The sequence below is a fragment of the Rhodoplanes azumiensis genome (genome assembly GCF_042682915.1).
GTDB lineage: Bacteria > Pseudomonadota > Alphaproteobacteria > Rhizobiales > Xanthobacteraceae > Rhodoplanes > Rhodoplanes azumiensis.
The window spans coordinates 24,916-36,983 of sequence record NZ_JBHUIW010000005.1 but is presented as its reverse complement, the minus strand read 5'-3'; the positions used below and the strand labels follow the sequence as shown (position 1 = coordinate 36,983).

9 protein-coding genes are annotated in these 12,068 nt (G+C 70.0%); 8 read left to right on the top strand and 1 reads right to left on the bottom strand.

Going from position 1 to position 12,068, the window contains the following annotated elements; all coding sequences use genetic code 11:
- Positions 1-98 precede the first annotated feature (98 nt).
- Positions 99-677, bottom strand: a complete 579-nt coding sequence (locus tag ACFSOX_RS06575) for a MarR family winged helix-turn-helix transcriptional regulator (RefSeq protein WP_378476998.1) — start codon at positions 675-677, stop codon at positions 99-101.
- A 395-nt stretch (positions 678-1,072) separates the two neighbouring features.
- Between ACFSOX_RS06575 and ACFSOX_RS06570 the strand changes: the two genes are divergently transcribed.
- The 8 genes from ACFSOX_RS06570 (at position 1,073) to ACFSOX_RS06535 (ending at position 11,806) form a co-directional block, all read left to right on the top strand.
- On the top strand, positions 1,073-2,068 hold the full coding sequence (locus ACFSOX_RS06570; RefSeq protein ID WP_378476997.1) for an ABC transporter substrate-binding protein: 996 nt from the start codon (positions 1,073-1,075) through the stop codon (positions 2,066-2,068).
- Complete coding sequence (locus ACFSOX_RS06565; RefSeq protein WP_378476996.1) at positions 2,065-2,898, top strand: ABC transporter ATP-binding protein; 834 nt, start codon at positions 2,065-2,067, stop codon at positions 2,896-2,898. The genes ACFSOX_RS06570 and ACFSOX_RS06565 overlap by 4 nt, the downstream gene beginning before the upstream one ends.
- 5 nt (positions 2,899-2,903) lie before the next feature.
- Complete coding sequence (locus tag ACFSOX_RS06560; RefSeq protein ID WP_378476995.1) at positions 2,904-3,653, top strand: ABC transporter permease; 750 nt, start codon at positions 2,904-2,906, stop codon at positions 3,651-3,653.
- A 16-nt stretch (positions 3,654-3,669) separates the two neighbouring features.
- A complete protein-coding gene (locus ACFSOX_RS06555; protein WP_378476994.1) occupies positions 3,670-4,398 on the top strand; it encodes an ABC transporter permease in 729 nt (242 codons plus the stop codon).
- A 99-nt stretch (positions 4,399-4,497) separates the two neighbouring features.
- The gene (gene nadC / locus ACFSOX_RS06550; RefSeq protein ID WP_378476993.1) at positions 4,498-5,331 is read left to right on the top strand and encodes a carboxylating nicotinate-nucleotide diphosphorylase; all 834 of its coding nucleotides are present in this window, start codon (positions 4,498-4,500) and stop codon (positions 5,329-5,331) included.
- Between the two features lie 14 nt (positions 5,332-5,345).
- A complete protein-coding gene (gene phnN, locus ACFSOX_RS06545; protein ID WP_378476992.1) occupies positions 5,346-7,400 on the top strand; it encodes a phosphonate metabolism protein/1,5-bisphosphokinase (PRPP-forming) PhnN in 2,055 nt (684 codons plus the stop codon).
- Positions 7,401-7,637: 237 nt separating this feature from the next.
- Positions 7,638-8,150 (top strand): (2Fe-2S)-binding protein, encoded by a 513-nt coding sequence (locus tag ACFSOX_RS06540; RefSeq protein WP_378477140.1) that lies wholly within the window; start codon positions 7,638-7,640, stop codon positions 8,148-8,150.
- Complete coding sequence (locus tag ACFSOX_RS06535) at positions 8,150-11,806, top strand: molybdopterin cofactor-binding domain-containing protein (RefSeq protein WP_378476991.1); 3,657 nt, start codon at positions 8,150-8,152, stop codon at positions 11,804-11,806. The genes ACFSOX_RS06540 and ACFSOX_RS06535 overlap by 1 nt, the downstream gene beginning before the upstream one ends.
- Positions 11,807-12,068: the final 262 nt, after the last annotated feature.

The window sequence follows — 12,068 nt, the reverse complement described above, 5'->3', positions numbered from 1 at the left end:
CGAGGAAAAGGGGGCCGGCGGAGTCACGGCGCCCATGGCCGGATCGACGAACGATGGCGACGACCACGGATCGCGAGCGTCGGCCCGTCGGCGAACAGTCACGGCTCGACCGTGTCGCTCGTCATCTTGCGCAGCAGATGGACGAGCGCGACGCGCTCGACCGGATCGAGCTCACCCATCGTCAGCTCGGTGATGCGATGTGCGCTCGGCACCATGCGATCGATCATGGCCGAGCCGCGGGACGTGAGATGAACGATCACCTTGCGGCGATCACCGCCGTCGGTCGCGATCGCGACCAGGCGACGCGCCGTCAGCCGCTCGATGACGCCCCGGATGGTGCCCTGGTCGACCGCGGTCGCGCGCACGAGCTCGCTCTGCGAGCTCGGTCCGCGCTCGCGCAGGGTGCACAGCGTGACGAACTGGACGGCCGTGAGTTGTGGATCGGCGGCGTTCTGCTGGAAGATGGCGACGTGACGCTGGTAGGCGCGGCGCAGCAGATGGCCGATCTGCTCGCGGAAGTCGTAGGGTCGGGACGGCGAGGCCGCCGGGACGGTCGGTGCGGACGTCGCCGCGAAACCGTCCGCCTTCGGGGCACGGGCGTGCTCCCGTGCCGCGGACCGCAACGAGGCGCTGGCGCCGACGACCTCCGATCGAGCCTTTCGATCCTTGTATGTCATGTGTCGCCGCGGCCCTTCCGTCGCGTCCGTCGCCACCGAGACTAGTGTACACTCTTCACCTCGCACAAGCCGGACGAGCGCGTTCGGATTGAACGAATTCGCGCCGCATTGCCCGACGCGGCATCATGCGATGCACAAAATATGAAAGACGACGCGTCGACATTCCGGTTGTCGCCGCGCCTCGCGCGGTTATAGTGAGTACACTGTTCCGTGCGTGTCTGACCGAACCTGCCGTTGCCGACGCCTGCCGTCCAGGTCGTCTGGCGTCCAGGTCGTCTGCTGTTCGAGAGCTGATGTTCGAGACCTGCTGTTCGAGAGGTCTGCCGCGAAGAGACGACCGCGTGCGCGGACCGACAGGCTCCGCGGCCTGAAACCCCCACCGTGAGAGACCGGCGATGTCGTTCAAGCAAACCCTTCGTGCCTTCGTGATCGGCGCCGGGCTCTCCGGCGCCGTGCTCGGTGCGCTCGTCCCGAGCGCCTCCGCGGTCGCCGACGAGATCTCGGTGACGCAGTGGGGCACCAGCATGTACGGCGCGCCCTATGCGGTGGCCATGTCCGAAGGTCTGTTCAAGAAGGCCGGTGTCGACATCACCTCGATCATCGGCTCGGGCGGTGGCGGTACCACGGTGCGCAACCTGCTCGCCAGCGAGACGCCCTACGGCGACGTGGCGATCGCGGCCGCGTTGGCGGCGCAGCGACAGGGTCTAGACGTGATCATCGTCAACACCGGCACGCGCTCGACCGCCGAGGCGTCGCTGGTGACGATGCCGGATTCGGCCGTAAAGTCGCTCAAGGATCTGGAAGGCAAGAAGGTCGCCATCACGTCGCCCAAGGGCGTCTCCGAGATGCTGCTCCTGATGGCGCTCAAGCAGGAGGGCGTCGACGCCTCCAAGGTCGAGCGCGTCGCGTCGGGCGGCTACGTCAACGGCCTCACCATGCTGGAGCAGGGCGCGGTCGCCGCCGCGGCGCTGATCGAGCCCCTGTCGATCATCCGTGCTGCGAAGTACCGCACCGTCGTCAACTACGGCAAGCTCCTGCCGCCGATGACCACCTCGGTCGGCATCACGACTCGCGCCTTCGCCAAGAAGAATCCGGAGAAGCTGAAGGCGATCATCGCGGGCCGGGCCGCCGGCGTCGAGGCGCTCTACGCCGATCCGGCCAAGGCCGCCGAGATCGTCGGCAAGGCGTTCAAGCTCGAGCCGGCCATCGCCAAGGTCGCGGTCGACAACATGCTGGGCCCGCGCATGTGGAGCGTCGGCGAGTTCAACCAGGCCGAGCTCGATCGCACCATCGACGGGCTGCGTCTGATCGGCGAGGTCACCGGGCCGGTGGACTGGTCCAAGCTGCTCGATCCGTCGTTCCTGCCGGCTTCGATCCAGGGCAAGAAATGACCGTCGCGGCGCTCGCCGAGATCGCGCCGGTGGCGGATACCGACGATCGTCACGCCCGCCTGGCCGGCGTCACGCGGGTGTTCGGCAAGCCCGGCGCGGCGAAATCCGTCCACGCGCTCGGGCCCGTCGATCTCGATCTGCACCGCGGCGAGTTCTTCTCCGTCGTCGGACCGTCGGGCTGCGGAAAGTCGACTCTGCTCGACGTGCTGGCCGGCCTGTCGAAGCCGACCGAAGGCACGGCCGAGTTCGAAGGTCGGCCGATCGACGGCGTACCGGCCGGCGTCGGCGTGGTGTTCCAGGAGGACGCGTCGTTCCCCTGGCTCAGCGTCGCCGACAACGTCGCGTTCGGGCTTCGCCGCGCCGGTGTCGATGCGGCCGAGATCGCGCGGCGCGTCGACTACGCGATCGGCTTCATGGGTCTGCGGCAGTTCGCCGGCGCCTATCCGGCGCAGCTCTCCGGCGGCATGCGTCAGCGCGTCTGCATCGCCCGCACGCTGGTGATGCAACCGCGCCTGATCCTGCTCGACGAGCCGTTCGGTGCGCTCGATCAGCAGACGCGACTGCTGATGGGCGACGAGCTCCTGCGGCTGTGGCGCGAGACCTCGGCGACCGTGCTCCTGATCACGCACGCGCTCGACGAGGCCGCGATGCTGTCCGACCGTGTCGGCGTCATGTCGGCGCGCCCCGGCGTGTTCATCGACATCCTGGAGACCGGCTGGGAGGTCGAGCGCGACAGCCGCATCGTCTCGCATCCGCGCTTCGGCGATCTCACCGGCCATCTGTGGGAGAAGCTGCGCACCGAGTCCCTCAAGCATCTGCGCGACGGTTGATCGCGATGACACGCGAAGGCTGGATCAGGCTTCTCGTCGTCGCGCTCGCCGTGGGTGCGCTGGAGCTCGCCTGCCGGATCGACTGGATCCCGGCCTCCGTGATGATCCCGCCGTCGGCCATGGCGACGAGCCTGTGGGACATCCTGGTCTCCGGCACGCATCGGAAGGACATCCTGGTGAGCCTGCGCAGCGTCGTGGCCGCCGCGGTCCTCGCGGTCGTGCTCGGCTTCCTGATCGGCGCCGTCATCCACGCGCTGCCGTTGGTGCGCAGCGCCGTCGAGCCGCTGCTCGCCAGCTACTACGCCGTGCCGACCTTCATGTTCTATCCGGTCTTCATCATCCTGTTCGGCGTCGGGCCGGCCGCGATCGTCGCGATCGCAGTGCTGCTCGCCGTCGTCGCCATGATCTCGGCGACCCTGACCGGGCTCGATCGCATCCCGCGGGTGCTCGGCAAGACGGCGCTGATCATGCGCATGGGGCCGGTGGAGCGCGCGTTCAAGATCAGCCTGCCGGCCGCGATGCCGTACCTGTTCACCGGCGTGAAGCTCTCGGTCGCCTACGCCTTCATCGGCGTCATCGCGTCGGAGTTCATCCTGTCCGGTGCCGGCATGGGGTACGCGATCGCTTACGCCTACAACAACTTCAACAATCGCGAGATGTACGGGCTGATGCTGCTCATCGTGCTGCTCGTCACGATGGTCAACACGGCGCTCGACGCGGTCGACAAGCGCCTGCAGGCGCGGTTGCGGCGATGACGGCGGGAGCGTCCGGATGAAGAACGTGCTCGGCCCCGCCGCCGTGTTCTGTGTGCTGCTGCTCGCCTGGGAGGGGCTGCATCTCGTCGTCGCGAACAGCGGCCTGCCGTCGCCGGTGACGACGCTGTGGCGCCTCTTCGGACTGTTCGGCGAGGCCGAGTTCTGGTCGCAGGCGAGCGAGACGGCGCGCGCCTTCGCGGTCGCGGTGGTGCTTTCGACCGTCGGCGGCATCGCGCTCGGCATCCTGCTCGGGATGAACCGGACGGCGGGCGCCGTGTCGGAGCCGATCCTGGTCAACCTCTACTCGCTGCCCAAGGTGACGCTCTATCCCGTCGTGCTTCTGATCTTCGGTCTCGGCATCTCGGCGCGCATCGCCTTCGGCATCATGCACGGGATGATCCCGTTGACGCTGTTCACCATGAACGCGATTCTCCAGATGAAGCCGGTCTATCGCCGCAGCGCCGCCGTGATGGGGTTGACGCCCTGGCAGACGTCGCTCACCGTGGTGCTGCCGGCGATCCTGCCCGAGGTGATCACCGGGGCGCGGCTCGGCGTCTCGCTCTGCCTGCTCGGCGTGCTGATCGGCGAGATGTTCGCCTCGCGCAACGGGCTCGGCTACATGGTCATGCATGCGATGGAGCGCGGCGAGATGCCGACCGTGCTCGCCGTCGCGTTGCTGCTCGCCGTGGTCGCGCTCGTCGTCAACGCGCTGCTGCTGATGCTCGACCGGGCATGGCGCCATTGACCCCTCACGTCGGCCGTCCGGTTTCTTCGCTGCGCGTGGCGCAGGAGGATCGAACGGCCGTGCACCCCGCCGACGCAGAGTGAACCGAAAGGCCCGACCATGTACGACAGCTTCGCCGTCGCGCGTCTGATCGATCTCTGGCTGACCGAGGACATCGGCTACTGCGACCTCACGGCTCAGACCATGATCGAGCCGGACGAGGAGGGGCATTTCGCCATGAACGCCCGCCAGCCGATGACGGTCGCCGGCATCGAGATCGCGGCCGCCGTGTTCCGGCGCTACGAGCCGCGGCTCGCGATCGACGTGAAGGTGAAGGACGGCGACGTCGTCGGGACGGGCGCGATCCTGATGACCGTGAAGGGGCCGGCGCGCGGCATCCTCACCGGCGAGCGCACCGCGCTCAACATCGTCCAGCACATGTCTGCGATCGCCACCGAGACGGCCCGCTACGTCGCGATGATCTCGCACACCAAGGCCCGCCTGATCGACACCCGCAAGACCACGCCGGGGCTTCGTATGATCGAGAAGCACGCCGTCACCTGCGGCGGCGGGCTCAACCATAGGCTCGGCCTCGACAACGGCGTGATGATCAAGGACAACCACATCGCAGTGTGCGGTGGCATCGCGCCGGCCGTCGCGCGCGCCAAGACGAAGCTCCCGACGCTGACCAAGATCGAGGTCGAGTGCGACCGGCTGGAGCAGGTTTCCGAGGCGCTGGCCGCCGGCGCCGACGTGATCATGCTCGACAACATGTCGTGCCCCGACATGGCCAAGGCGGTGGCGCTGGTCGGCGGGCGCGTTCCTCTGGAGGCCTCGGGCGGCATTCGGCTCGACACCATCAAGGCGATCGCCGAGACCGGCGTCGACTACATCTCCACCAGCAAGATCACCCAGGCGGCCCCGGCCGTCGACATCGGTCTCGACGAGGCGTGAACGGGCGGGCAGCGATGACCCCGGGCCTTCTCTTCTTCGTCGTCGGGCCGAGCGGATCCGGCAAGGACACGCTGCTCGATGGTGCGCGCGCCGCGCTCGCGAACACGGGGCGATTCGCTTTCGCCCGTCGCGTGATCACGCGGCCGGCGGATGCCGGCGGCGAGGCGCACGAGGCCGTCGACGACGCGACCTTCGCGGCGATGAAAGGGGCGGGTGCTTTCCTGATCGACTGGGCGGCGCACGGGCTTCGCTACGGCGTACCGGTGCGTTGTCTCGACGATCTCGCCCGCGGCGTCCACGTCGTCGCCAACGGGTCGCGCGCCGTGGTGGGAGAGCTGCTCGCCCGCCTGCCCGATCTCGTCGTCGTCGAGATCACGGCGCCGCCCGACGTTCTCGCCCGGCGTCTCGCCGCGCGCGGGCGGGAGAGCGTCGACGTGATCAGGGCGCGGCTCGACCGCACGACGCCGCCGTTCCCCGAGGGTGCGGCCGTGGTGCGAGTCGCGAACAACTCGACCCCGGCAGTCGGGATCGAGCGGTTCGTCGCGGCCCTGGAGGCCCAGACGGTGCGACTGCGGCTCGAGCGTCTGCCGATCGCGGCCGGCCAGCGGGCGATCGCGGTGCTGCCGCGCGACTCCGCGGTGGTGCGGGCCGACGACTATCTCGGCCCCGGCCGCATCGACCTCGCCGCGCGGGGGCGCAGCATCAGGGCCGAGGTGGCGATCGCGGAGCCCGGCGTCGTGGCTCCCGATGCCGTCGCACTCACCCGCGAGGTGTTCGACAGGCTCGGCCTGCCGGAAGGGACACCGGTCGTTCTCACCCGCACGCCGACCCCGGCGAGCCGCACCGCCTTGCGCAAGAAAATCCGCGGCGGTTCGCTCGACGAGGCCGAGTACGCGCGCGTCGTCGGCGACATCGTCGAAGGGCGGTATCCCGACAGCGAGGTGGCGGGGTTTCTCGTCGCGGCCGACCGCGGGCTCGACGACGACGAGGTGCTGGCGCTCGCCAAGGTGCGGGCACGCTTCGCGGCGCGGATCGCGTGGGGCGAGCCGATCGTCGCCGACAAGCATTCGATGGGCGGTATCCCGGGCTCGCGCGTCACCATGGTGCTGGTGCCGATCGTCTCCGCGCACGGACTCGCGATCCCGAAGACCTCCTCGCGCGCCATCACGTCGGCGGCCGGCACGGCGGACGCGATGGAGACGCTGGCGCGTGTCGATCTCGATGTCGAGGACGTCCGTCGGGTGGTCGGGACGGCGCGTGGCTGCATCGCCTGGAACGGGCGGCTCAACCATTCGACCCTCGACGACGTGATGAACGCGATCACGCGCCCGCTCGGTCTCGAGTCGACGCGCTGGTCGGTCGCCTCGATCCTGTCGAAGAAGCTCGCCGCCGGCGCGACCCATGTGGTCGTCGATCTCCCCTATGGTCCGCGCGCGAGAATCAAGAGCTTGGTCGAGGCGACCACGCTGGCGCGGCTGTTCGAGCGGGTCGGTGAAGGGCTCGGTCTGTCGGTCGAGGCGGTGCCGACCGACGGCACGGCACCGATCGGCCGCGGCATCGGCCCGGCACTCGAGGCGCGTGACGTGATCTGGGTGCTGGAGAGCAATCCCGAAGCGCCCGGCGATCTGCGCGACAAGGTGCTGCATTTCGCCAGCCGTATTCTCGCCTGGGATCCGGCGCTCCGCGACCGTGACGTGGCGCGTCGCCGCGCCGAGGAGTTGCTCGCTTCCGGCGCCGCGCGCGAGGCGCTGGACCGGATCATCCAGGCCCAGGGGGCCCGCGAGCCGGTGCGGCCGGGGCGGCTGACCCACACGGTCGTCGCGTCGCGGCCCGGCGTCGTCGCCGACATCGACGGCTTCGCGGTCGCCGGCATCGCCCGGGTGGCGGGGGCGCCGCTCGACAAGAGCGCCGGCATCGATCTTCGCGCCCGGGTCGGCGACACCATCGGCCGCGGCGATCCGTTGTTCGTGATTCACGCGAGCTCTGCCCCGGACCTCGAAGCGGCCGCCCGGATCGCGGCGGACTTTTCGGGCTTCACGATCGGCGAAACCCGGGAGGCCTCGGCCTGATCGGGTCTCGCACGGCCGCCTCGTCGATGCCCGTTCGCTGAGCGTCGGCTGCCTCGCGACGCTGCAATGCAGCGCGTCTCGCCGCGCTGCAGCGCCGAAGACCCTCGAATCACTGCCGCCAAAGACGGCAGGACGACTGCGAACAAACAGTCGCGCACGGCCGGCTTTTTCATTAGTATACGAATGAAAACGGCGGGACGGCTCCCGCCGCACGTGCCCGCCCGGGACTGCCGCCCGATGACGACGACCCGCGACGACACCATCACGCTCAGCGTCAACGGCACCACGCACGCGCTGGCGCTGCCGGCGACGACGCCACTGCTGACGGTGTTGCGCAACGATCTCGGCCTCAACGGGCCGAAGTTCGGCTGCGGTCTCGGCGAATGCGGGAGCTGCACCGTGTTGGTCGACGGCGTCGCGGCGCGCGCCTGCGTGCTGCATATCGGCGACGTCGCGGGCCGCAGCATCACGACACTGGAAGGACTGGGCGGGCCGGACGCACTGCATCCGGTTCAGCAGGCCTTCGTCGAGATGGCCGGCGCACAATGCGGCTACTGCCTCAACGGCATGATCATGACGACGGCGGCGCTCGTCGAATCCGATCCGGAGCCGACGGAAGAGCAGATCCGCGAGGCGCTTCGTTACAATCTCTGCCGCTGCGGCACGCATGTGGAGATCCTCGCCGCAGTGCGGCGCGCCGTCGCGCATGTCGGTGCGCAACGGCGCGATGCCGAGCGGGGCGGGCGCTGATGCTGCAGCCCCAGGGCCTCACCCGAACCGACTATCTGACGCGGCGCGGCTGCCTCGCCGTGGTCGCGCCCCCGGCCGGCGTCAGGGATCCTGCGACGGCCGATCCCGAAACGCTCGAGCCGTTCGTGATCGTCGAGGCGTCGGGCGCCGTCACGGCGTTCAACGGGCATGTCGATCTCGGCACCGGCATCCGCACGGCGCTCGCCCAGATCGTGGCGGAAGAGCTCGACGTCGGCTTCGCGCGCGTCGCGATGGTGCTCGGCGACACCGCGCTGACCCCCGACCAGGGGCCGACCATCGCCAGCGAGACGATCCAGATCACGGCGCCGCCCTTGCGGCGCGCGGCCGCCCAGGCGCGGCACGCCCTGGTCGCGCGCGCTGCCGAAAAGCTCGGCGTGCCGGTGGCCGATCTGGTGGTCGAGGATGGCGTGGTGCGGCGCCGATCGGCCGCGCCGGGCCACGACGAGGTGGTGCGCGCGGCGGATGACGCGGCGGTGCTGCGCGACAACCGTTTCGTCACCTACGGCGAGCTGATCGGCGACGATCGCATCGTGCTGGCGCTGGCCGACGACGTGCCGGTGAAACCTGTGTCCGAGCACCGCATCGTCGGCCGCTCGCAGCCGCGCGTCGACATTCCGGCAAAGGCGACCGGCGGGCTCGTCTTCGTGCACGACATGCGGCTGCCCGGCATGCTGCACGGCCGGGTGGTGCGGCCGCCCTATGCGGGCGTCGACGCAGGCGATTTCGTCGGCACCAGCCTGATCAGCGTGGACGAGGGTTCGATCGCGCACATCTCCGGGATCGTCGCCGTGGTGGTGATCGGCGACTTCGTCGGCGTCGTCGCCGAGCGCGAGGAGAACGCCGAGGCCGCGATGCGGGCCCTGCGGGTCGTGTGGAAGCCGACCCCGAAGCTCCCCGACATGGGCGATCTCGCGACGACCATCACGGCGAATCCCTCGACGCCGCGCCTGCTGCTCGACCAGGGCGACGTCGATGCGGCGATCGCCGGCGCGGCCGCGCGGCTGCAGCGCACCTATGTGTGGCCCTATCACATGCACGCCTCGATCGGCCCGTCCTGCGCGGTCGCCGAGGTTTCGGACGGGCGGCTGCGCGTATGGTCCGGCACGCAGAACCCGGTTCCGCTGCGGCGCGACCTCGCCAACCTGCTCGACCTGCCGGAGAGCGCCGTCGAAGTGATCAGGATGGAGGCGGCCGGGTGCTACGGCCGCAACTGTGCCGACGACGTGACGGCCGACGCGGCGCTGCTCGCGCGCGCGGTCGGCAAGCCGGTTCGGGTGCAGCTCACCCGTGATCAGGAGCACGCCTGGGAACCGAAGGGTGCCGGCCAGGTGATGACGGTCGACGGCGGCCTGAACGCCGACGGCTCGGTCGCGGCCTACGACTTCCAGACGCGCTATCCCTCCAACGTCTGCCACACCCTGCCGCTCCTGCTCACCGGCAAGGTCGCGCCGACCCCGATGGTGGCGCAGATGGGCGACCGCACCGCCATCGGCCCCTACGACTTCGCCAACAAGCGCGTCGTCTGTCACGACATGGCTCCGATCGTGCGCGCCTCCTGGCTGCGCGGCGTCTCGGCGCTGCCCAACACCTTCGCGCACGAGTGCTACATCGACGAGCTGGCCGAGAAGGCCGGCGTCGACCCGATCGAATATCGGCTGCGCTACCTGAAGGACGAGCGCGCTCGTGATCTGGTCGAGCAGCTCGCCGACCGCGCGAACTGGGAGCCGCATGTCGGCGCCCGGCTGCGCGAGGACGAGAACGGCATCCGGCGCGGCCGCGGCTTCGCCTATGCGCTCTACGTGCACTCGAAGTTCCCCGGTTACGGCGCCGCCTGGGCCGCCTGGGTCGCGGACGTCGCCGTCGACACGACGACCGGCGAGGTCGCGGTCAGCAAGGTCACGGTCGGCCAGGACTCCGGCCTGATGATCAATCCGGACGGTGTGCGCCATCAGATCCAGGGCAACGTCATCCAGTCGACGAGCCGGGTGCTGAAGGAGGAGGTGACGTTCTCGGACGTCGCGGTGGCGAGCCGCGAGTGGGGCGCCTATCCGCTCCTGACCTTCCCCGAGCTGCCGCCGATCGACGTGATGATGGTGGAGCGGCCCAACGACGACCCGCTCGGCGTCGGCGAGTCCGCCTCGGTGCCGAGCGCCGCCGCCATCGTCAACGCGGTCTACGATGCGACCGGGGTCCGCTTTCGCGAGCTGCCGCTCACGCCCGAGCGTGTGCTCGCGGGCCTGCGCGCCGCCGGCGTCGCCCCGCCGGCGCCGGCGGCCGCAGCGCCGTGTCTGCCACCCGTCGCGACCGCAGCGAAGCCGTCGCGGCTGCGGACGATCGTGTGGCCGCTGGTCGCCGCGGCGGTCGGGGCGATCGGCTCGCTCGGCGTGATGACGTCGCCGTGGCGCGCGGCCATCGCGCCGATCGCGCGGCCCGACCCGTCGGTGTTCTCGGCGGCGACCATCGAGCGCGGCCGCGTGCTCGCGCATCTGGGCGCCTGCTTCGTCTGCCATACGGCGGAGGGCGGCGCGCCGCTCGCCGGCGGCCTGCGGCTCGACACGCCGTTCGGCGTGATCACCACGACCAACATCACCCCGGATGTCGAGACCGGTATCGGCGCCTGGTCCTATCCGGCGTTCGAGCGGGCGATGCGCGAGGGCCTGCACCGCGATGGCCGCCACCTCTATCCGGCCTTCCCGTACACGTCGTATGCGAAGACGACCGACGCCGACCTGCAGGCGCTCTACGCCTATCTGATGTCGGTGCCGGCGGTGCGCAACGCGACGCCGGCGCCGGAGTTCGAGTTCCCGTTCAACCAGCGCTGGTTGATGGCGTTCTGGAACACGATGTTCCACAAGGCGGCGCCGTTCACGCCCGATCCGGCCAAGTCCGAGCTGTGGAACCGTGGCTTCTATCTGGTCGAAGGGCTCGGCCATTGCTCGGCCTGCCACACGCCGCGCAATCTTCTGGGCGCCGAGGAGACCGGCACCCGCCGCTTCGCGGGCGGCGTCGCGGAAGGCTGGGAGGCGCCGGCCTTGAACAGCGCGAACCGAGCGCCGGTGCCGTGGGACGAGACGGCGTATTATGATTATCTACGCACCGGCTGGTCGCGCCACCACGGCGCCGCGGCCGGTCCGATGGCGCCGATCGTCGCCGAGCTGAAGGTGCTGCCCGACGCCGACATTCGTGCGATGGCGCATTATCTCGCCGCGCTCGGTGACGCGCCGAAGAGCGCGGCCGAGATCGATGCGCTGGCCGCGGCCCGCGAGGCCGCCGCGGCGGCGCGCGCGAGATCGCCGGTCTCGGTGCCGGGCGGACGCATGTTCGAAGGCGCGTGTGCGGTCTGTCACGAGCCGGGCAAAGGAATGGTGCTCTACGGCACCAAGCCGTCGCTGGCTCTGGTGACGGCCGTGCAATCCGATACGCCCGACACCGTGGTGCGGGTCATGCTCGAGGGCATCCACCCGAAAGGCCTCGGCGAGCTCGGCGCCATGCCGTCCTTCGCCGATCACATGTCCGACTGGCAGATCGCCGAGATCGTGCGTTACGTCCGCGGCCGCTTCGCGCCGGAGCGGCCGGCCTGGACGGGCCTCGAAGCGACGGTGGCGAGGCTGCGCGCACATGCGGGAGCGCGGTGATGCGAGGGACGGCGAAGCAGCCCTGCGACCTTCGTCTCGCCTCTCCCCAGCGGGGAGAGGTCGGATCTCGCGCGACGGCGCGAGATCCGGGTGTAGGGGTGCCGAACTCTCCGACTGGCGCCGTAGACCCTCGCCTCGGCGCGCTCCGACGGCGCGCCCCGACCCTCTTGTCGCGCAAGCGCGCGACCCTCGGGGAGAGGGTGAAGAGCAAGTCGCGCCGGTCCGTTCTCGCGCCGTACCTTGACAATGCTCGTGCAATGCA

Excerpts from the sequence above, each read along its gene's own strand:
- ACFSOX_RS06540 (WP_378477140.1), top strand. The coding sequence starts at position 7,638 with ATGACGACGACCCGCGACGACACCATCACGCTCAGCGTCAACGGCACC.
- phnN (WP_378476992.1), top strand. The coding sequence starts at position 5,346 with ATGACCCCGGGCCTTCTCTTCTTCGTCGTCGGGCCGAGCGGATCCGGC.
- ACFSOX_RS06535 (WP_378476991.1), top strand. The coding sequence starts at position 8,150 with ATGCTGCAGCCCCAGGGCCTCACCCGAACCGACTATCTGACGCGGCGC.
- nadC (WP_378476993.1), top strand. The coding sequence starts at position 4,498 with ATGTACGACAGCTTCGCCGTCGCGCGTCTGATCGATCTCTGGCTGACC.
- ACFSOX_RS06555 (WP_378476994.1), top strand. The coding sequence starts at position 3,670 with ATGAAGAACGTGCTCGGCCCCGCCGCCGTGTTCTGTGTGCTGCTGCTC.
- ACFSOX_RS06575 (WP_378476998.1), bottom strand. The coding sequence starts at position 677 with ATGACATACAAGGATCGAAAGGCTCGATCGGAGGTCGTCGGCGCCAGC.
- ACFSOX_RS06560 (WP_378476995.1), top strand. The coding sequence starts at position 2,904 with ATGACACGCGAAGGCTGGATCAGGCTTCTCGTCGTCGCGCTCGCCGTG.
- ACFSOX_RS06565 (WP_378476996.1), top strand. The coding sequence starts at position 2,065 with ATGACCGTCGCGGCGCTCGCCGAGATCGCGCCGGTGGCGGATACCGAC.
- ACFSOX_RS06570 (WP_378476997.1), top strand. The coding sequence starts at position 1,073 with ATGTCGTTCAAGCAAACCCTTCGTGCCTTCGTGATCGGCGCCGGGCTC.